Annotated in this window: 18 protein-coding genes; all 18 read right to left on the bottom strand. The window is 68.3% G+C overall.

The window, feature by feature from the left end; all coding sequences use genetic code 11:
* Positions 1-2 precede the first annotated feature (2 nt).
* Positions 3-1,169, bottom strand: a complete 1,167-nt coding sequence (locus tag ACKY0X_RS07135) for a dihydrolipoamide acetyltransferase family protein (protein ID WP_409428875.1) — start codon at positions 1,167-1,169, stop codon at positions 3-5.
* On the bottom strand, positions 1,166-2,215 hold the full coding sequence (locus tag ACKY0X_RS07130) for an alpha-ketoacid dehydrogenase subunit beta (protein ID WP_409428874.1): 1,050 nt from the start codon (positions 2,213-2,215) through the stop codon (positions 1,166-1,168). The genes ACKY0X_RS07135 and ACKY0X_RS07130 overlap by 4 nt, the downstream gene beginning before the upstream one ends.
* On the bottom strand, positions 2,215-3,309 hold the full coding sequence (gene pdhA, locus ACKY0X_RS07125) for a pyruvate dehydrogenase (acetyl-transferring) E1 component subunit alpha (RefSeq protein WP_409428873.1): 1,095 nt from the start codon (positions 3,307-3,309) through the stop codon (positions 2,215-2,217). The genes ACKY0X_RS07130 and pdhA overlap by 1 nt, the downstream gene beginning before the upstream one ends.
* A 157-nt stretch (positions 3,310-3,466) precedes the next feature.
* Positions 3,467-6,043, bottom strand: coding sequence for a multicopper oxidase domain-containing protein (locus ACKY0X_RS07120; RefSeq protein WP_409428872.1), 2,577 nt, complete (start codon positions 6,041-6,043; stop codon positions 3,467-3,469).
* Positions 6,044-6,123: 80 nt separating this feature from the next.
* Positions 6,124-7,185, bottom strand: coding sequence for an NADPH:quinone oxidoreductase family protein (locus ACKY0X_RS07115; protein WP_409428871.1), 1,062 nt, complete (start codon positions 7,183-7,185; stop codon positions 6,124-6,126).
* An 11-nt stretch (positions 7,186-7,196) separates the two neighbouring features.
* Positions 7,197-8,444, bottom strand: a complete 1,248-nt coding sequence (locus ACKY0X_RS07110) for a sulfotransferase family protein (RefSeq protein ID WP_409428870.1) — start codon at positions 8,442-8,444, stop codon at positions 7,197-7,199.
* On the bottom strand, positions 8,441-9,514 hold the full coding sequence (locus ACKY0X_RS07105) for a DUF1214 domain-containing protein (RefSeq protein ID WP_409428869.1): 1,074 nt from the start codon (positions 9,512-9,514) through the stop codon (positions 8,441-8,443). The genes ACKY0X_RS07110 and ACKY0X_RS07105 overlap by 4 nt, the downstream gene beginning before the upstream one ends.
* On the bottom strand, positions 9,507-10,124 hold the full coding sequence (locus tag ACKY0X_RS07100; RefSeq protein ID WP_409428868.1) for a TetR/AcrR family transcriptional regulator: 618 nt from the start codon (positions 10,122-10,124) through the stop codon (positions 9,507-9,509). Before ACKY0X_RS07100 ends, ACKY0X_RS07105 begins: the two co-directional genes overlap by 8 nt.
* 93 nt (positions 10,125-10,217) lie before the next feature.
* Positions 10,218-11,039: a class I SAM-dependent methyltransferase gene (locus ACKY0X_RS07095; RefSeq protein WP_065041219.1), complete on the bottom strand. Its 822-nt coding sequence runs from the start codon at positions 11,037-11,039 to the stop codon at positions 10,218-10,220.
* Positions 11,040-11,102: 63 nt separating this feature from the next.
* A complete protein-coding gene (locus tag ACKY0X_RS07090; protein WP_409428867.1) occupies positions 11,103-12,032 on the bottom strand; it encodes a ketopantoate reductase family protein in 930 nt (309 codons plus the stop codon).
* Positions 12,033-12,036: 4 nt separating this feature from the next.
* Entirely contained in the window at positions 12,037-13,212 is a 1,176-nt protein-coding gene (locus tag ACKY0X_RS07085) for an enolase C-terminal domain-like protein (protein WP_409428866.1), read from the bottom strand.
* A 23-nt stretch (positions 13,213-13,235) separates the two neighbouring features.
* Positions 13,236-14,036 (bottom strand): HpcH/HpaI aldolase/citrate lyase family protein, encoded by an 801-nt coding sequence (locus tag ACKY0X_RS07080; RefSeq protein ID WP_409428865.1) that lies wholly within the window; start codon positions 14,034-14,036, stop codon positions 13,236-13,238.
* Positions 14,033-14,533, bottom strand: a complete 501-nt coding sequence (locus tag ACKY0X_RS07075; RefSeq protein WP_409428864.1) for a MaoC family dehydratase — start codon at positions 14,531-14,533, stop codon at positions 14,033-14,035. The genes ACKY0X_RS07080 and ACKY0X_RS07075 overlap by 4 nt, the downstream gene beginning before the upstream one ends.
* Positions 14,534-14,535: 2 nt before the next feature.
* Positions 14,536-15,696 (bottom strand): acyl-CoA dehydrogenase family protein, encoded by a 1,161-nt coding sequence (locus ACKY0X_RS07070; protein WP_409428863.1) that lies wholly within the window; start codon positions 15,694-15,696, stop codon positions 14,536-14,538.
* Complete coding sequence (locus ACKY0X_RS07065; protein ID WP_409428862.1) at positions 15,693-17,717, bottom strand: acetyl/propionyl/methylcrotonyl-CoA carboxylase subunit alpha; 2,025 nt, start codon at positions 17,715-17,717, stop codon at positions 15,693-15,695. Before ACKY0X_RS07065 ends, ACKY0X_RS07070 begins: the two co-directional genes overlap by 4 nt.
* A gap of 6 nt (positions 17,718-17,723) precedes the next feature.
* Complete coding sequence (locus ACKY0X_RS07060) at positions 17,724-19,295, bottom strand: carboxyl transferase domain-containing protein (protein WP_409428861.1); 1,572 nt, start codon at positions 19,293-19,295, stop codon at positions 17,724-17,726.
* Complete coding sequence (locus ACKY0X_RS07055; RefSeq protein WP_409428860.1) at positions 19,292-19,933, bottom strand: 3-oxoacid CoA-transferase subunit B; 642 nt, start codon at positions 19,931-19,933, stop codon at positions 19,292-19,294. The genes ACKY0X_RS07060 and ACKY0X_RS07055 overlap by 4 nt, the downstream gene beginning before the upstream one ends.
* Entirely contained in the window at positions 19,930-20,679 is a 750-nt protein-coding gene (locus ACKY0X_RS07050) for a CoA transferase subunit A (RefSeq protein ID WP_409429536.1), read from the bottom strand. The genes ACKY0X_RS07055 and ACKY0X_RS07050 overlap by 4 nt, the downstream gene beginning before the upstream one ends.
* Positions 20,680-20,714 lie beyond the last annotated feature (35 nt).

The raw sequence follows: 20,714 nt of genomic DNA, 5'->3' as shown, positions 1-20,714 counted from the left end.
GACTACAGATCCAGCAGCGCGATCTCGGGTTGTTCAATCAGATCGCGCAGCGCACACAGGAATTCGGCGGTCTGCGCGCCGTCGGCGACGCGATGGTCGAATGCGCACGTCAGGGTCAGCTGAGGACGCACGACGACGGTATCGCCCACCGCCACCGGCCGTGGTTTGAGCGAACCGATCCCCAGGATGGCCGCCTCCGGGTAATTGATCACCGGCACCCCGTCGTCAAGGCCGAGCGCCCCGAAGTTGGAGACCGTGAACGTCGACCCCTGCAGCTCAGCCGGCTTGAGGGTGCCGGCCCGAGCCTCGGCGATCAGCCGGGCGACGGTGTCGGCGAGTTCGCGGGTGGTTTTGCGGTGCGCGTCGAACACCACCGGCACCAGCAGGCCGCGGGGCGCGGCCACCCCGAAACCCAGATGCACGCCGTGATGGGTGCGGATCATCGGGCCCTGCGGCGCGTCGACCCAGGTGGCGTTGAGCACCGGGTGGCGAGTCAGGGCCAGGGCCAACAGCCGCAGGATCAGCACGAACGGAGTGATCGTCGCACCGCCCGTCTCGACGAGCCGATCCCGCAGCCGCAGCAGGTTGGTGCCGTCTACCTGCACGCTGCCGTGCGCGTCCGGGATCTTGCTGCGGGACAGTGTCATCCGCTCGGCCATGGCCGCCTGCACCGGGCTGGGTGGACGAAGTTCACCGTCGGGAGCCGCCTGGCCGGCGGCTGCGCGCACACCGTCGGGGGTGATCACGCCGCCCGGTCCCGGCGGCACGCGACTCAAGTCGACGCCCAGCTCGGCGGCGAGCTTGCGGGCACCCGGCTTGGCCTTGGGGCGCCCGGTGGTGGACGTGCAGGCGCGGCGGCTGGTGTCGAACGTGTCGTCGGCGCCGTAGCCGACCAGCACCGGGGCGCGCCCGACCGGTGTACCGGTGTCGATACGCACCAAGGGCGCCCCGACGGAGAGCACGTCCCCCACCGCGCCGCCCAACTCGACCACCCGGCCGGCATACGGGCTGGGAATCTCCACCTCGGCTTTGGCGGTCTCCACCGAGCACAGCGCCTGGTTGAGTTCGATCTGATCACCGACGGCGACGTTCCAGCTGGTCACCGTCACCTCTTCGAGGCCCTCCCCGAGATCGGGGACGGTGAAGGTCTGGACCGTCTCGGTACTCACGGCGCCTCCAGCACCCGTTGCACGCAGTCCAGCAGCCGATCGGGGCCGGGCAGCCACAGCCGTTCCAGCCGGGCCGGTGGATACGGGGTGTCGAATCCGCTGGCGCGCAACACCGGTGCCTCCAGCTCGTAGAACAATTCCTCGGAGATGCGCGCGGCCAGCTCGGCGCCGTAGCCGAGATTGCGGGGACCCTCGTGCAGAACCACGCATCGCCCGGTGCGCCGCACCGACGCCGCGACGGTGTCGAAGTCGAGCGGGACCAGCGAGCGCAGGTCAACCACCTCCAGGCTCCAACCATGGTGTTGCGCAGCGATATCGGCGGCGGACAGCGCGGTGGCCACTCCACCGCCGTAGGTGAGCACTGTGACGTCGGTACCGGTCCGGCGTACGGCAGCACACCCGATGCCCGGAGCCGGGTGTTCGGTGTCGACGGGCCCGCGGGCCCAGTACCGCCGCTTGGGCTCGAGGAACATCACCGGGTCGGGAGCGGCGATCGCGTGGCGCAGTAGCCAGTACGCGTCCGACGGGTCGGCGGGCACCACGACCTTCAGTCCGGCGGTGTGCGCCCAGTAGGTTTCGGTGGATTCCGAATGATGCTCGGCCGCACCGATTCCGCCGAACGACGGGATGCGCACGGTGACCGGCATCGATACCGCGCCGCGGGTCCGGGTCTGGTACTTGGCTAGGTGGCTGACCACTTGATCCAATGCCGGGTAGCTGAATCCGTCGAACTGAATCTCCGGAACCGGTACGAACCCGCGAATCGCCAAACCGATGGCGATGCCGATCACCGCCGACTCCGCCAGCGGCGTGTCGAAACAGCGTTGCTCACCGAAGGTTTCGGCCAGGCCTTCGGTCACCCGGAACACCCCGCCCTGCACGCCGACGTCGGTGCCGAACACCAGGACCTTGGACTCGGCCTCCATCGCATCGCGCAGCGCCCGGTTGAGCGCCGCCACCATGGTCAGCTCCTCGGTGCGGCTGGAGGGTCCGGTCGCCGCGATGGGAGTCGCTGCGCGGGTGGGTGGTTCGAGGATCTGGGTCATCAGCGCCCCCTGCCCAATTCGGCGCGCAGCGCGGCCCGCTGCTGCTGCAGATCCGGGGTGATCTCAGTAAAGACGGCGGCGAACACCTCGTCGATATCGGCATCGGCGGCCCCGACGGTCGCGTCTCGCAGCTCGCTGCGTACACGCTTGGCCCGAGAATCCACCCGGTCCTCTAAGCGCTGCGACCACACGCCGATATTGCGCAGATAGCTGCGGTAACGCGGGATCGGGTCGAGCGCCGCCCACCGGTCGACTTCGGCGTCGCTGCGGTAGCGGGTCGGATCGTCGGAGGTGGTGTGCGGGCCGAGCCGGTAGGTGACGGCCTCGATCAGGCTCGGTCCATCACCGTGTCGCGCCCGCTCGGCGGCTTCGGCCATCACCGCGTAGCAGGCCAACGGATCGTTGCCGTCCACCCGGATGCCCGGCATGCCGTAGCCGATCGCCTTGTGCGCCAGCGAGACAGCGGCGGTCTGCTTGCGCAGCGGCACGGAGATGGCCCACTGGTTGTTCTGCACGTAAAACACGCAGGGCGCGGTGAACACGGCGGCGAAATTGAGGGCCTCGTGTACGTCGCCCTCGCTGGTGGCGCCGTCGCCGGTGAACGCGACGGTGACGGAATCCTCGGCCAGGCGTTGGGCGGCCATCGCCGCCCCCACCGCGTGCAGCGTCTGGGTGCCGATCGGAACCGAGATCGGCGCGCAGTTCTTCTCGGTGAACTCCAGCCCGCCGTTCCAGGTTCCACGCCAAGCGGCCGCGAGGTGCCACGGCGGGATGCCCCGGGTGACGAAGACTCCCAGCTCGCGGTACTGCGGGAACAGCCAGTCGGTTTTGCGCAGACACGCGGCTGCACCGACCTGGGCTGCCTCCTGGCCCCGGCATGACGCGTACAGCCCCAGCTCGCCCTGGCGTTGCAGGTTGACCAGTTCGGTGTCGAGTTCGCGGGTGAGCACCATGAGCTCGTAGAGCCAACAGAGGGTTTCTTCGGGCAGGTCTCGGCTGTAGCGATTCTCGGTGGTGGGCGCCCCGTCCGGCGCGATCAGCTGCACAGGATCCAGGGCGACCTGCGGACCGGTAGTGCCTGGCAGCTGGCCCATGAGAGCCTCCTTGTGACGCTGATCTCATTATGCCAGCGAACACCGAGGGCCCTGGTGATCCGGTGCGGCGTGGCTATTCGTCGAGTGTGCGGTTTGGTGGTCGAAATCGGCTTGTCTCGTACGAAACCGCACACTCGGCAAGCCCTATTGAGCTGGGCTACCTCGTCACGTCGAAGATGCCGTGCGCCCCGTTTTCGGCATGCCGCATGTCGTGATCCATGAACGGATAGTGGCCCGGTTCGGGGAAGGTGAGCTCGACGAAGCCACCCTGCGCGGGCGCTAAGTCCAGAGCTTGGGAGCCGCCCGGATCACTCGCCCGCAGCAGCCAGGCGCCCTCTTTGTAGACGGTGTCGAACTGCGACCCGACGACGTGGAACGAGATCGTGTCGCCTGGGCCGGCGTTGACCACCCACATGCGCACGCGTTCACCGGTGCGCGCCGGCAGCGGGGCGTGCATGTACTGGGCGGCGGTGCCGTTGAACATCCAGCCGTCGGGCTGGCCGGCGCGGATGGCCGTGGTTTGGGCGTCGGAATCCGGTGCGCTCGCGTAGAGCTGGGCGCCGACCAGGGCGTATTCCCGGTCTACCGCCGGTAGCCCGGGCGGGTCGATGATCACCGCGCCGTACATGCCGTTGGCGATGTGCAGCGCCATCGGCGGGGTACTGCAGTGATAGAGCCAGGCGCCGGCCCGGTGCGCCGTGAACCGGTAGACCAGCCGCTCCCCCGGCGCCAAGGTGCGCATCGGTTGGTCCGGAGCGAGCGCTCCGGCGTGAAAGTCGATTCCGTGGCCCATGGTCGCGTCGTTGATCAGTGTGATCTCGAAGGTGTCCCCGACCCGGCCGTGCAGGGTCGGTGCCGGCTCGACGCCGCCGAAGGTCCAGCGGGTCTCCCGGCGGCCGGGCGCGATCTCCAATTCCCGGTCGACGGCGCGTAGTTCCACCCGATGCACACCTGGGGTCGCCGGTGCGAGCACCGCGTCACGCGGGGTCCAACCCGGGGACGGGTCAGCGGCCAGGTCCAAGACCGTCGGCGCGGGCAGGCCACCGTGTCCCCCGCCGGTGTGCTCATGCTGCCGCGGGACACCACCGATGGCGTGGATCGTCATCGTCATGCCGGCGGCCCGGTGACCGGGTACGTCGCACCACGCCTCCCGGTCCTGGTGCACCTCACCGAGATCCAGCACCGCGGTCTGGCCGCGACTCAACCGTGGGGTGTGCTCGCCGGTGTCGACGTGCAAGTCGTGTGGCAGTCCGTCGATGTTGGTGACTCGCAGTACCAGCCGGGTTCCGGCCGGCACGTTGATGACATCCGGGGAGAACCGCATGTTCTTCAGCGTGACGTCGACGGTGCGGGCCTCACCGGAGATGCCGGCGGCGCCCGAGGACGCGGGTCCGCCGATCCCGAGCCCCAAAGCGGTGGCGACCGCGGCCACCGCGGCAACGGCGACCGCCCCGGTGACCGCCCGAGAATGCGGCGCGATCGCGTCGATGTCGAGCGGGCCGCGCAGCGCCACGGGCAGCGCGAGCCGCAACGCCAGCAGCACGAAGCTGGCGACCGCGACCGCGGCCAGCACCCAGCCGATCAACGGCAGCGGCGTTCGCCACGGCCCGGCGACCAGCGGGACGGCGATGTTGATCGCGCAGACCCGGGCCTGCCAGCCCTGGTCCAAGTAGCTGATGACGGCTTTGCGAACGGGTGGGCCGTTGGCCACCAGGATCGGCAGCAGCTGGCTCAGGGCGCCCAGCAGGATCTGGGCGACGAAGCCGACCGCCAGCAGCGGCAGCAGGGTGTTCTCCACGAACGCGGGCAGCACGTCGACGGAGCGGGCGGCGATCAGACGGATTGTCTCGATCAGGACGGCGACACCGAGCCAGGCCGTCGCGCCGACCAGCATCCAGGCCGCGGGTCCGGTGAAGCTGCGTCCCGGCCACAACCCCACGATGGACAGACCGACTCCGAGCGCATAGGCGAGCAGTCCGGCCGCGGTCAGCCACCAACTGTCGGTGAGCAGACCGCCGGCCGCGACGGTTAGGCCCACCGTCAGCGTCGGCAGCGCGCGTTGGGCCATCGCGAAGCTGCGCGGGGTGATCTTCTCCCGGATTGTGGTGGGCCACAGGGTGAACAAGGTGCCCACCACCGTCAGGCCGATCCACCCGTAGAGCATCACGTGCACGTGGGTGGCCCACAGCCGCGCATACCAGCGGGCCACCCCGAAGGCCATGGCCGCACCGGTCGCCGATCCGGCCAGCAGCGCAGCGATGGCCGCCAGGTAGAAACCGACCAGGTAGTCGAAGCGCGCCGACAGGGCGCGCTTCTTCATCGCGACCAACTCGGCGCCGTGGGCGACGGCGACCGCGGCCACGGCCGTGCCACCCATCCCGGTCAGGGCCTCGGCGTTGAAGGCCACTCCGGACAGGGTCGCGATCACGGCGAGGTTGAGCAGGCACAGCTTGGCCACCAGGTGCCATTGCGGTGGGTCGGGAACGCGGCACAGCGTGGTGGTGAAGTGTCCCGACCAGATCACGATCGCGTTGGTGGCCGCACCTAGCAGCAGCGCGTGCACCGGCAGCCAGATCGGGTGCGCAACGACGTCATGCGCGACCAGCAACCCGACCGCGACGGCCAGCCAGCCCAGCACCACGATGTTGGCGCCCAGGAACACCGGCCCGCGCGGTCCACCCCGGCGGCGGGGTTTGACGACCGGCGCCGGGGTCGCCGGCCCCAACTGAATCATGTTCGCCAGGCTACGGTGGCGACGCGCTCAGCCGGAAGTGACCTTTGACATCGAAAGACATCGGTTTTGATCCCGGCGGGTCACCGGGGCCGGTCGGTGGTGACTACCAGGCGGCCGGTAGTCTGGCGAGCGGCCATGCGCTCCAAGGCATTCGGCAGGTCGCTCCAGGGAACCTCTGCGCCGACGACGGTGCGGATCTTGCCGGTGCGCAGCAACTCCAGGATCTTCGCGTGGGCTTCCAGTCCCTCCGAGCGCGCCGGCCAGTTGAAGCCCAGGGTGCGCCGAATCGCCACCGGATCGTTGACGTAGACCAGGCATACCCCGCACACGTCGAAGTTGCTGTAGGCGATGGGCCGCGGCGAGAGGTAGTCGCCGTCCTCCAGGGCGATGTCCTGGGCGAATCCCGCCATCAGGTACCGGCCGTTTAGACCCATACAGCGGAACGTCTGTACCGCTACGTCCCCGCCGACCGCGTCGAACGCGACGTCGACACCACGGCCGTAGGTCAGTTCCATGACCTGCTCGACCCAGTCACCGTTGCGGTAGTTGATCGCGTGGTCGGCACCGAGTTCCTTGCAGAATTCGACCTTCTCGTCGCTCCCGGCGGTGGCGATCACCCGAGCGCCCAGCGCTTTGCCGAGCACCAAGGCACCGGATCCGGTGCCGCCCGCGGCTGCGTGCACCAGCAGGGTTTCCCCCGGCTTGAGGCGGCCACGCTCGCGTAACGCGAACCAGCCCAGGTGGAACGGGTAGTGCAGGGCGGCGCCGTCGACGTCGCTGACCCAGTCCGGCAGATCCAGCGCGGTCGCCGCGTCGACGATCGCGTAGGAGGCGTACCCACCGAAGGCCATCACCGGGATGCCGACGATGCGCCGGCCGATGAGATGTTCGGCCCCCTGGCCGGCGCTTTCCACGACTCCGACGGTCTCCATGCCGGGCACGAACGGCGGCTGCAGCGGCAGGGTCGTGTAGCGGCCCTGGATGATGTCGATGTCATTGAAGTTCAGGCAGAACGCGTTGACCGCGACCCGGATTTCGCCGGGTCCGGGCGCGCGTACCTCGACGCTCTGGCGGGCCAGCACCTTGGCCGGGTCACCGAGTTCGGTGGCGACCCAGGCGTCAGCGGAGATCGGTTGATTCATGGTTTCTCCCATTAGTCGGCGACGAATTGATTTCGATAGGCGCGCAGTCGGTTTGCCACCTCGTCGGCATCCAGCCCCAGATCGGCCGGCTGGTAGTCGACGGCACCGTAGCGCCCGCGAGGGTGTTCGACGCAGAACTGCGTCATCGCGTCCTTGGCCCGGGTGTCCAGCGGCTGGCCCGCGAGCTCGTAGATGGCAGCGACGGTCCCGTCCTCATCCGCCATGAAGTCTTCGAACCGCACGTCGACGGACTGTGCCGCCGGCAGCACGTCGCGGTCGCGCAGGCAGCCGGTGAGCAGGTCGTCGGCCCGGTCCAGCCAATACTTCGAGATCTTGACCGGATCGGGACGGTCGCAGGCCATGCGCGCCGCGTAGGTGATCATGGTGGCCATCGACCGCGTCACCTCGACCGGATCCCGGTGGGTGACAACGAAGGTGGCGTCGGGGAAGGTGGCATACAGCGCGGGGAACTGCTCCAGATGCTGGGGCGACTTGAGCACCCAGCGGGCCCCGCCGCGCAGCCATTGCAGTGCCTGCAGCGTGCGCTTCATGTAGGCGTACGACGCGCTCTGATCGTGTGTCTTGTAGTGCTGCGCGAATGTCGGGAGGTAGTAACTACATTCGAACAGCATTCCGGAGATGTCGTTGCCCAGCAGCTGGATCTCTTCGTGCGCGTGGTCGACGGTCATGTCATGCATGCGCTTGAACTCGGGCATCGAGGTATTGATCAGATCCAGACCGACGGCGCAGCGGTCTCGCCTGGCCTGCGGATCGGGTTCGCCCGGCGTGGGAACCGGCTCCATGCTCTCCCAGTAGGGCAGGTAGCGCAGTGCCGGGTCGGCGGCGATCAGGTTGTGCAGGTGGGTGGTACCGGTGCGCGGCAACCCGCAGATGATGATCGGGCGTTCGATCGCGACGCTCTCGATCTCGGGGTTCGCCGCGATCAGATCTTCCAGCCGAAGCCGGTTGACAAGGTGGCCGACCAGTTGCTCGAACGCCATCGCCCGGCCGACACCGGACAGGTCTGCCTCGGCGTTCAGCGAACCGCACAGCACGTCGAGACGTTCGGCGAATCCGTTGTCGCCCCAGTTGTCCAGGCCTGTTCGTTCGGTCGCGGCCTGGCGCAGGGCTTCCGGTGTGAGTTGCAGGACCGCGCCATAACCGGCCAGGCCGTCGCGCATCGGACCGGCGGCCTCGGGAAACACCGGGTTGGCAAGGTCCTCAAGCCGGATGGCGGCCGGGCGGGTGGCGGCGCTCACGAGGCCAGCTCCGCGACGTCGACGACCCGACAGTTCAGCGGGGCGGGGGTGGACTCGGGAAGGAACCAGCGCAGCCAGATCAGTCCTTTCGACCGGCCCGCGGTGGACACCCAGTTCGGATGCCCGGGATCGGTTTCGCTGATCACGATCTGCCAGGACCCGTCGGGAGCGTAGGTGACGTGCGCGCCGTTGATGGTGACCCGCTCGCGGGTGTAGTCGTAGGTGTGCAGGAACGGATTCCACAGGCACAGATTCCAGAACACACACTCCGGCGAGGTTCCGTCGATGACCAGCGCCTGGCCGGGTTGCAGTTCGTAAGCGCCCATCGAATAGGCGGCATCACCAGCAGCCCAGCCCACGGTGCGGCTGGGAACCGGGTAGGGCTCCTGCAGCACGTTGGCCGGTAGCCGCACGGGCGCCATGGCGGCCTGTTCACGAATCCAGGTGCGCGCCGCGCGCATCCGCCGGCTCAGGTCGGCCCGGCTGTCGGGACGTCGCGGGGTGTCGTCCAGCGCCTCGATCTTCCACTGCACCCGCCGATCGGTGCCGGGGTCGGTGAGGTAGTCGCGGGTCAGGATGAACACGGCGTCGGGCTCAAGTTTGAGCCAGTTGCCTTGCTGCTCTTGCGCGCTGATGGTGAATTCGAAGTTGCCGTCGGCGTCGGGGGCCAAGTCGCGGTCATTGATGGTGTCGATGATGCGGTCGCTGTAGCGGCCGTCATCCGGCCCGCCGTAGACGGTCATGGACAGGTAGACCGCATCGCCGCGGTTGCCGGTGACCCGGTAGCTGCGGCTCGGGTCCACCGGCGCCAACTGATAGAAGGCATCCGAATTGTCGCCGCCCCATTTGAGATAGGGGCCGATCACGTCGACCAGGATCGGCTTGTCCGCATCGCCCCAGATGTAGGCCTCGGAGGCGACGCGCAGCAGGCTCAACGCCCATCGGTAGCCGTCGAGGACATCGGCCTCCTCCAGCGGCGGATCGGCGGTCAGCAGGCGTTGCTCGACGGCACGGACCTCGTCGAGCAGGCCAGCAAAGGCCTCAGACAGCTCGGATGGCTCGTCACTCATCACTGTTCTCCTTCTTTCTCATTCCCTGCAGCAGTAGGGAGCACAACCTGTCGGCGGCGGCGTCGACGGTCTCCGTGGCCAAGACTTGGGCGATGTAGAAGCTGGTGCCCACCAAGGCGTCATAGGCGATCTCGATATCGATGTCGGCATCGAGCACGCCTTGGCCGATGCCGGCGCGGACCAGCACACCGAACGCGGTGCGGGTCGTCTCGTCGAGCAGCTGTTGGGTGCGGATGAACAGTTCCGGGTCGCGGTGGCGGTCGGCCAGGATGCCCAGTGCCGCGGCGGCCACGTCCGGGGCGCGCCAGAACTCGAACACCCCGGCAACGAAAAGGCGCAGGTCTGCTTCGAAGTCGCCCGAGCTGGTCAGTACGTCGCCGGCCTCGGCGGCACCGAAGACCGCGTCGAACACCAGATGGGTCTTCGACGGCCACCGTCGGTAGACGGTGGGGCGGCTGACGTCTGCCTCGCGGGCGATCGCCTCGATGGACACCTGGTCGTAGCCGTCGCGGGCCAGCAGTCGGCGGGCGGCTTCGGTGATGGCCTGTTCGGTGCGCGGATCGCGGGGACGTCCGCGACCGGCCGGGGCCGGCTCTGGGCCCGCCGTCACTGTGGCATCCGCTGTCGGCGACTCACGCCCTAAACAATTACATTACGTAACGTAATTCGTCAATGGTTTCGCGGGCCGCCCTGTCTGCGCAGCTCAGAAGGCGTAGCGGTGGTACTGCGACATGTTCGCCACCGCCGGAATCAGCGACATCGCCTTGCCCAGCGCCCGGTAGGCGCGTGGCAGTTGGGCAAAGGTGGCCGACTCGAACCAGCGCTCCCATTGCAGGAGCCGGGTGCCCGGCACCGCGGCAAGAATGTCGTCGGGGCCGTTGATCGCCCAGTGCAGCTTCGCCCCGGATTTGCGCACCACCGCGTTGGACCATTGCGACTTGATGCCCAGCCAGTTGAAGGCGTCGAACTGCAGCTCGCCACGCGGGGCGTGCTCGACGACGCGGCGCAGCAACGCCACCCCGTCGGATTCGGTGAGGTACATGGTCAGGCCTTCGCCGAGCATCAATGTCGGACGGCCGGTGGGGATTTCGGCGAACCATGCCGGGTCGGTGACCGACGCCGCCACCACGTGGTTGTGTGGTTGATCGGGCAGCAGCTGCCGACGCAGGGCGGCGACATCGGGGTAGTCGATGTCATACCAGTCGATTCCATCGCCCGGTTGCAGCCGGAAGTATCGGGCGTCGAGCCCACAGCCCAGGTGCAACACCACCGCGTCGGGGTTGGCCGCCAGGAATCGGCGGGCCCAGGTGTCGAAGTGGGCCGAGCGGGTGGTCACCGACGGTGATCGAGCCGCGGTAATGGTGGTCTTACGCCAGTCGTAGTCGATGCGTGCGACCACGTCCTTGGCGTAGCGATCACCCAGGATCGGTTCGGGCAGATCGGCATCCAGCGCCTTGGCGTACAGCGTCGCGAGCATCGTCTGCGGTGACCCGCTCAGGTCCACCCGCGCCTTGTCATCGGTCATGCCAATCCACGCTAGCGCCGCCGGCGGCTACCGGGTGGAGCTGAACGCGTCTCGGCGTGGTGTTCAGCCCTGGGGCGTTGACCACTGACGTTCAACGGCCTTGACCAGCGCGGTCAGCGTGGCGTTCACCGGAACCTGCTCCCCTACCTGCGCAGCCGTGCGCACCACGGCGCCGTTGATGACGTCGATCTCGCTGACTCGGCGGGTCAGGTGATCAAGTAGCGCAGACGGTTTGGCGTTCGGCATCTGCGCGCCGAAGGCCCGGACATGCGCAACCGGGTCTGCCACATCGATGCCGATTCCGGCGGCGCGGGCCACCGTCCAAGCCTCGGTTGCGGTGGCGCGGCTGACCGGTCCCATGTCCGCGTCGTCCATGACCTGGCCCACCGTCATTCCAGTCAGTGCGCACGGCGCGCTGTAGGCGGCGTTGCAGATCAGCTTCTCCCACTGCATGGCGGCGATGTCGGCGACCGCGGCCGCGTCGAACCCCGCCTCCGACCACACCCGAGCGACCTGATCGACGATCGAAAACGGCAGCGCGGCAAAGGAACCGAACCGGACGGCGCGCATCGCGTTGTGGTGCACATGCCCCGGGGCGGGACGCGAGGCCCCGAATCCACTGGCAATACCCACCGCTACCCGCGCCGCACCAACGATGTCGGCGACAGTGTCGGCCGACCCGAGTCCGTTCTGGATGGTCAATACCGGCGTGTTCTCGCCGAGCAACGGCAGTGCCTGATTGGCTCCGGTGGCGACGTCGGCGGCCTTGACCGCCAGCACCACCAGATCCATCGGCTCGACCGGCGCGGTGGTGGCCGCGCGCATGCGAACCACTTGTTCGGGCTGCGGCCCGCTGATCCGCAGGCCGTTGGCTGCGATGGCGTCGACGTGCGCGCTCGACCGGTCCACGGCCAGCACATCATTGCCGGCCGCCGCCAACTTGGCGGCGTAGATGGAACCCATGGCGCCGCAACCGATAACCGCGATCTTCATCTGCTCATCCCACCAGGTCGGTGATCACGGCGGCCAGGTCGGGCTTCTCTTCCAACCCGAAACCCGGGGCGTCGGTCGGCGCGATGGTGCCCTCGGACAGCGCACAACCCGGCGCATAGCCGCCGAACGGTGCGAACACCCCGGGATAGGACTCGCAGCCGCCCAGACCCAGCGCGACCACGATGTGCAGATTGATCAGGTGCCCGCCGTGCGGGAAGGCGAAGCGGCGATCGAAACCATGCGCTTCGAGCGCCTCGATCATCCGGGCGTATTCGGTCAGGCCGTAGCTGAGTCCGGCGTCCATCTGGAAGATGTCGCGGCCCGGCCGCATGCCGGCATAGCGAACCAGGTTGGTCGCATCGCGCACCGAGAACAGGTTCTCTCCGGTGGCGATGGCGCCGTCGTAGGCCTCAATGACCGCGGCATTCAAGGCGAAATCGAGCGGGTCACCGGGCTCTTCGTACCAGCGCAGACCATACGGGCTCAGCGCCTGTGCCCACTGCACTGCGGCGGCCTCGTCGAACCGGCCATTGGCGTCGACGGCGACTCGGGCTCCGCTGCCGACGATGTCGATGACGGCCTCGATGCGCGCCAGGTCCTCGCTCGTCGACGCGCCGCCGATCTTCATCTTGACCGCGTCGTAGCCCATGTCGAGATAGCCGCGGATCTCGCTGCGCAGTCGGTCCAGGCCGGCGTCCGAGTCGTCACCCGGGTAGTAATAGCCGCCGGCGGCATACACCGGGACGGCTGCGGGTACGGTATCGCGGCCGAAGTAGTCAGCGATGGTGCGGTAGGCGGGCTCGTCGGCAAGTTTGGCGTTGAGGTCCCAGCACGCCAGCTCCAGTGCGGCCGCGGCACCGGCCCGGTCGCCGTGCCCGCCGGGCTTCTCGTCGGCCAGCGCAGCGCCCAGCACCCGCGCGGGGTCGATCCGGCCCGCGTCGTCAAGCAGCGACTCCGGCTTCGCGCGCAGCACTCGCGGGATCATCCGGTCGGCCAGGATGCCGCTCTGCGCGAAACGGCCGATCGAGTTGAACGCCACCCCGGTCACCGGTTTGCCGTCGCGGATCTGATCGCTGATCACCGCGACCAGTGACACCGTGTGCCGGGAGAAATCCACCAGGGCGTTGGCGACCTCGCCGCGCAGGCGCACCGGTGTCTCGATGATCTGGGTGATGCGCATGCGCTGTCAGTCCTCCTGGTGCGTCAATCCGCTCGCCGCAGGATGGCTTCGGCGTGCCGCAGCACCGGGGAGTCGACCATCTGTCCTTCGAACGCGAACACCCCGCGCTCGGTCCGCGCCGCGGCGAGCACCCTGCGCGCCCAGTCAACCCGTTCCGGGGCGGGTCGGTAGGCGTCGCGGACCACCGCGATCTGGCTCGGGTGGATGCACACCGTAGCAGCGAATCCGACCGCGGCGCCATCGAGTGCTTCGGCTTTGAGCCCGTCGAGGTCGCCGATGTTGAGGTAGACGGCGTCCAGCGCGGCCCGGCCGAACGTCGATGCCGCCAACAACACACTTGAGCGCACGTGGCGGGCCACATCGCGATACCGGCCATCGGCGTGCCGGCTGGAGCCGCCGCCCATGGCCGCGACCAGGTCTTCGGCGCCCCACATCATCGCGACGCATTGCTCTGCGGCGGCGATCTCGGTGCAGAACACCGCGCCGCGTGGGGTCTCGATCAGGGCCACCACCTGCCGGGGCGCCAGCGCGGCGACCTGGGCGGCGGATTCGGTCTTGGCCAGCATCACCGTCGTGTAGGCGGTGTCGGCCAGTGCCTCCAGGTCACGGGCCTGGTCTTCGGTGCCGGCGGGGTTCACCCGCACCACGGTCCGCTCCGGATCAAGCGGCGTGCTCCGCAACGCCTCACGAGCGGCGGGCCGATCTGCTGCGGCCACACCGTCTTCCAGGTCCAGGATCACCACGTCGGCGACCGCGGCCGCTTTTCCGTAGCGCTCCGGGCGATCCGCCGGGCAGAACAGCCAGGCCGGTCCGACGCTACTCATCGTCCGTCCTCGGTGGGCCGCTTGCGCACCAGCGTGGTGCGAACCGCGCGGGCGACGATGTCGCCGTTCTGGTTACGCCCGACGTGCTCCAACGTCACGATGCCCTCGCCGGGACGGCTCTTGGACTCCCGCTTGTTGGTGCAGACCGTCTCGGCGTAGAGCGTGTCGCCGTGAAACACCGGCTTGGGGAACGACACCTCCGAGAAGCCCAGGTTGGCCACGATGGTGCCCAACGTCAGCTGCGCCACCGACAGGCCGACCAGCGTGGAGAGGGTGAACATCGAATTCACTAGGCGCTCACCGCGGAAGCCCGGTTGCTGGGCCGCCCAGGCCGCATCCAGGTGCAGCGATTGGGTGTTCATCGTCAGCGTGGTGAACAGCACGTTGTCGGCTTCGGTGATGGTGCGTCCGGGCCGGTGCAGGTAGGTGGTGCCGATCTCGTACTCCTCGAACCACAGTCCGCGCTGCTCGACGGTCTTCCCCTCGTTGTCGGCCATCGTCACAGCCCCAGCGATCGTGCGATCAGCATCAGCTGCACCTCGGTGGTGCCCTCGCCGATCTCGAGGATCTTGCTGTCGCGGTAGTGCCGGGCCACCGGGTATTCGTTGATGAAGCCGTAGCCGCCGTGGATCTGGGTGGCGTCACGGGCGTTGTCCATCGCCGCTTCCGAGGAGATCATCTTGGCGATCGCCGCTTCCTTCTTGAACGGCTTGCCCGCCAACATCTTCGCGGCGGCGTCGTAGTAGGCGGTACGGGCGACGTGGGCACGCGCCTCCATCCGGGCGATCTTGAAGCTGATCGCCTGGTAGGAGCCGATGGTCTGGCCGAACGCCTCGCGCTCGCCGGCGTACTTGACGCTTTCGTCGACGCAGCCCTGCGCTACCCCGGTGGCGACCGCGGCGATCGCGATGCGGCCCTCGTCCAGGATGGACAGGAAGTTCGCGTAGCCGCGGCCTTCGTCGCCAAGCAGGTTGGCTTGGGGGACGCGGGCGTCGGTGAAGGTGAGCGGGTGGGTGTCCGAGGCGTTCCAGCCGACCTTGTTGTAGGCCGGTTCCACGGTGAAACCCGGTGTGCCGGACGGCACGATGATGGTGGAGATCTCCTTCTTGCCATCAGGCCGGGTTCCGGTGACGGCGGTGACGGTCACCAGTGACGTGATGTCGGTGCCGGAGTTGGTGATGAATTGCTTGGTGCCGTTGATGACCCACTCGTCGCCGTCGCGGCGGGCGGTGGTTCGGGTGCCGCCGGCATCGGAGCCGGCGCCCGGCTCGGTCAGGCCGAATCCGGCCAGGCTGCGACCGGTCACCAGATCCGGCAGCCAGGTCTGCTTCTGTTCTTCGGAGCCGAACCGGTAGATCGGCATCGCACCCAGGCCGACGCCGGCCTCCAAAGTCATCGCCACCGACTGGTCGACCTTGCCGAGTTCCTCCAGGGCGAGCGCCAGGGCGAAGTAGTCGCCGCCCATGCCGCCGTACTCCTCGGGGAACGGCAGGCCGAACAGCCCCATCTCCCCCATCTTGGCGATGACTTCGTAGGGGAAGCTGTGCTCTTCGTCGTGCTTGGCCGCCACCGGGGCGACGACGGTGCGGGCGAACTCGGCGACGGTGTCGCGCAAGTCCTGGTAGTGGCTGGGCAGGGTGCCTGCCTCGATGGTGGTCATGATTTCGCTTCCTCGGTCTCTTCCTCCGGGATCAGCCGCGCCAGCACCTGATCCACCTTCACTTGCTCGCCCACCGCTACCAACACCTGCACCCGGCCGGAAATCGGGGCGGTCAGGGTGTGCTCCATCTTCATCGCCTCGACCACGACCACGGGATCACCTTCGCCGACAGTCGATTCCGAGTCGGCACTGACGGCGATCACGGTGCCCGGCATCGGGCTGGCGATCTCGGCGCTGCGGGCCGCGCCGCCGCGGTGCACACGCACCACTTCGGCCTCCCGCAGCTGCCAGGTTCCGCGTTCGTCGCTGATCCACAGTTGACCGTCGTCCTCGGCGAACAGGTAACGGCGTTGCCGCCCGGCCACGGTCGCGATCAGTTGGTCGCCTTCGACATGGGCGTTGGCGCTCTGGATTTCGCCGTCGCCGATCTGCACTTGCGCCGCATCGGGCAGGCCCCACACCGATACCGTCTCGGTGCGCAGCGGGGTGTGCATCTCGGTGCGCACCGGCGCCGCCGCGCCGATCCGCCATCCGCTCGGGGCCGCCCACAGCGATCTCGGCGCGGTTTCGCCCGCTGAGCGAGCATTATCGCGCCGAAATCGCCCCGAGAGCGCCCACTGCCGGTAGAGGCCACCGGCGGCCAACACATCGTCGGGGGCGGGGACGGGTGTGAAATCGCCTGACCGGGCGTCCAACAGTTCGGTGTCCAGGTCACCGGCGACCACCCGCTCATCGGCCAGCAGGAACCGCAAGAACTCGACGTTGGTCTGCACCCCGAACACCGCCGTGCCGGCCAGCGCCGCATCGAGACGCGCCAGTGCCTGCGCCCGGTCGGAGCCGTGCGCGATCACCTTGGACAGCATCGGGTCGTAGTCGCTGCCGACGACGGTGCCGTCCTGCAACGACGAGTCGACCCGCACCCCGGGTCCAGCAGCCTCGTGCACCGCCAGCACTCGCCCGCCGGTGGGCAGGAAGCCGCGCGCCGGATCTTCGGCATACACCCGGGCTTCCACGGCGTGCCCGGTGAAGGTGATGTCGTCCTGGGTAAAAGACAGCTTCTCCCCGGCGGCCACCCGCACCTGCCACTCGACGAGGTCCAGGCCGGTGATCGCTTCGGTGACGGGGTGTTCCACCTGCAGTCGGGTGTTCATCTCCATGAAGAAGAACTCATCGGGGCGATCGGCGGAGACGATGAATTCCACGGTGCCGGCGCCGACGTAGGCCACGCTGCGCGCGGTGTTGCAGGCCGCCGTGCCGATCCGGTCCCGGGTGGCGGCGTCCAGCAGCGGCGACGGCGCCTCCTCGATCACCTTTTGGTGGCGGCGCTGCAGGCTGCATTCGCGTTCGCCGAGGTGCACGACGTTGCCTTGGGTGTCGGCGAGCACCTGCACCTCGATGTGGCGGGGCCGCAGCACGAATCGCTCCAAGAACAATGTGTCGTCACCAAACGCCGAGGCCGCCTCGCGCCGTGCGGTGGCCAGCGCCGGGCGCAGTTGCGCCGGGTCTTCGACCAGGTGCATGCCCTTGCCGCCGCCGCCGGCCGACGGCTTGATCAGCACCGGGTAGCCGATCTCACCTGCCGCGGCCACCAGCTCGTCGTCGGTCAGGCCGGGTTTGGCGATACCCGGAACCACCGGCACCTCAAAGGCGGTGACGGTGTTCTTCGCTGAGATCTTGTCGCCCATGACTTCGATGGCCCGGGCCGGCGGTCCGATGAAGACCACTCCGGCCCGCTCGCAGGCGGCCGCGAATCCGGCGTTCTCGGAAAGGAATCCGTAGCCGGGGTGAATGGCCTGGGCGCCGGTGGCGGCGGCGGCCTCGAGCACTTTGGGTATCGACAGGTAGCTCTCCAGTACCGGTGCGGGCCCCAGGCGCACCGCGGTGTCGGCTTCGCGCACGTGACGCGCGCCGGCGTCGGCATCGCTGTAGACGGCTACTGACCGAATGCCCATCCGGCGCAGGGTGCGGATCACCCGCACCGCGATCTCACCGCGGTTGGCTATCAAGACGGTTTCAAACATGTGCGCTCACATCCGGAATACGCCGTAGGAGACCGGGTCCAAAGGCGCGTTCGAGCAGACCGAAAGCGCAAGGCCCAGCACTGTTCTGGTGTCAGCCGGGTCGATGATCCCGTCGTCCCACAACCGCGCGGTCGAGTAGTACGGGTTGCCCTGCACCTCGTATTGCTCGCGGATCGGGGCCTTGAAGGCTTCCTCGTCGGCGGCCGACCAGGGCTTGCCGGCGGCGTCGAGTTGGTCGCTGCGCACGGTGGCCAGCACCGAGGCGGCCTGCTCGCCGCCCATCACCGAGATTCGCGCGTTGGGCCACATCCACAGGAACCGCGGCGAGTAGGCCCGGCCGCACATGGAGTAGTTGCCGGCCCCGTAGGACCCGCCGATCACGACGGTCAGCTTGGGCACCCGCGCGCAGGCCACCGCGGTGACCATCTTGGCGCCGTGCTTGGCGATGCCGCCGGCCTCGTAGTCGCGGCCGACCATGAAACCGGCGATGTTCTGCAGGAACACCAGTGGGATCGAGCGCTTGTCGCACAGTTCGATGAAGTGCGCTCCTTTGACGGCGGATTCCCCGAACAGCACCCCGTTGTTGGCGATGATCCCGACCGGGTGGCCGTGGATGCGCGCGAACGCGGTCACCAGGGTTTTGCCGTATTCGGCCTTGAACTCGCTGAACTCGCTGCCGTCGACCAACCTGACGATCACCTGGCGCACGTCATAGGGCACCCGTGGATCGGGGGGAACCACGTCGTACAGCTCGGCCGGGTCATGCCGGGGCGGGGCGGAGTCGCTGATCTCCCACGGGCTTTCGGGGCGAGGCCCGAAGGTGGCCGCGATCTGGCGCACGATGCGCAGCGCGTGCTCGTCGTCGTCTGCCAGGTAGTCGGTGACCCCGGAGGTACGGGAGTGCAGGTCACCGCCGCCGAGTTCTTCGGCGGTCACCACTTCCCCGGTGGCGGCCTTCACCAGCGGCGGCCCGCCCAAAAAGATGGTGCCCTGTTCGCGGACGATGACGGCCTCGTCGCTCATCGCCGGAACGTAGGCGCCGCCCGCGGTGCAGGAACCGAGCACCGCCGCGATCTGCGGGATGCCCGCCGCGCTCATGGTGGCCTGGTTGAAGAAGATGCGGCCGAAGTGCTCGCGGTCGGGGAAGACTTCGTCCTGGCGGGGCAGGAACGCTCCCCCGGAGTCCACCAGGTACAGGCAGGGCAGCCGGTTGCCCAGGGCCACCTCTTGGGCACGCAGGTGCTTTTTGACCGTCACCGGGTAGTACGTGCCACCCTTGACGGTGGCGTCATTGGCGACGATCACGCATTCGCGGCCAGAGACCCGCCCGATGCCGGTGATGATCCCCGCGCCGGGGCACTCGTCGTCGTACATCCCGTCGGCGGCCAGCGGCGCCAATTCCAGGAACGGGCTGCCGGGGTCCAGCAGCCGGTCAACGCGATCACGTGGCAACAGTTTTCCGCGCGCCACGTGGCGCTGGCGGGACTGCTCGTTGCCACCCAGGGCGGCCGCCGCCAGCTTGGTGTTGAGTTCCGCGACCAGCCGACGGTGTTCGTCAGCGAATGCCGGTGCGGTCATGACAGTGCCGAAAGATCCAGCGAAGCGTCGGTTTTCGCGACGACTTCGTCGACGGTGACGCCCGGGGCGGTCTCGACTAGCTGCAGACCGCGTTCGGTGACGTCGATGACGGCCAGGTCGGTGATGATCCGGTTGACGCAGCGGGCACCGGTGAGCGGCAGCGTGCACTGCTCGACGATCTTGGCGCTGCCGTCCTTGGCGGCGTGTTCCATCATCACGATCACCCGGCGCGCACCGTGCACCAGGTCCATCGCCCCGCCCATGCCCTTGATCATCTTGCCGGGGATCATCCAGTTGGCCAGGTCGCCGGCGGCCGAAACCTGCATGGCGCCAAGGACCGCCACGTCGAGGTGGCCACCGCGGATGACCCCGAACGACGCCGACGACGAGAAGAAGGATGCGCCGGGCAAAGTGGTGACGGTTTCCTTGCCTGCGTTGATCAGGTCGGCGTCGAGGTCTTCGCGCAGCGGGTAGGGGCCGACCCCGAGGATTCCGTTCTCCGAGTGCAGCACCACGCTGACACCGTCGGGGATGTGGTTGGGAATCAAGGTGGGTAGTCCGATGCCGAGGTTGACATACTGGCCGTCGCGCAGTTCGGCGGCCACCCGTGCGGCCAGCTCGTCTCTCGTGAGGGTCATGACTCGCGCACCGTCTCCCGCTCGATTCGCTTGATCGGATTGGGCACGTGCACCACGCGGTGCACGAAGACCCCCTGGGTGTGCACCTCGGCGGGGCAGATCTCGCCGGGTTCGACCAGGTGCTCGACCTCGGCGATGGTGATCCGGCCTGCCGCAGCGCAGTCCGGGTTGAAGTTGGCGGCGGCCTCGCGGTAGACGAGGTTGCCGTGCCGGTCGCCTTTCCAGGCGTGCACCAGCGCGAAGTCGGTGCGGATCGCCAGCTCCAGGACATAGGTTCGGCCGTCGAACTCCCGGGTCTCTTTCGGCGGTGATGCCACCGCCACGCCGCCGGCGCCGTCGTAGCGCCACGGCAGGCCGCCGTCGGCAACCTGGGTGCCCACGCCGGTGGGCGTGTAGAACGCCGGGATGCCGGCGCCGCCGGCGCGCAGCCGCTCGGCCAGGGTCCCCTGCGGGGTCAGCTCCACCTCGAGCTCGCCGGACAAGAACTGCCGGGCGAATTCCTTGTTCTCGCCCACGTAGGAGCTGACGGTGCGGCGGATGCGCTTGTGCTCCAACAGCACTCCGAGCCCGACGCCGTCAACACCGCAGTTGTTCGACACCGTCTCCAGATCGGTCACGCCGAGCTGTAGCAGGGCCTCGATCAACGCCTCCGGGATGCCGCAGAGTCCGAACCCGCCGACCGCCAGTGACGCGCCGTCGGTCACGTCGGCCACGGCCTCTGCCGCCGTCGCCACGACCTTGTCTATCGCCACTCACCCTCCTCATTTCAGTTAATGTTCAT

The organism is Mycobacterium sp. SMC-11 (genome assembly GCF_046250095.1).
In the GTDB taxonomy this organism is placed as follows: Bacteria; Actinomycetota; Actinomycetes; order Mycobacteriales; family Mycobacteriaceae; genus Mycobacterium; species Mycobacterium heraklionense_A.
Note: the sequence above shows the minus strand (reverse complement) of the source record. Positions and strands in the feature narration are given on the sequence as shown.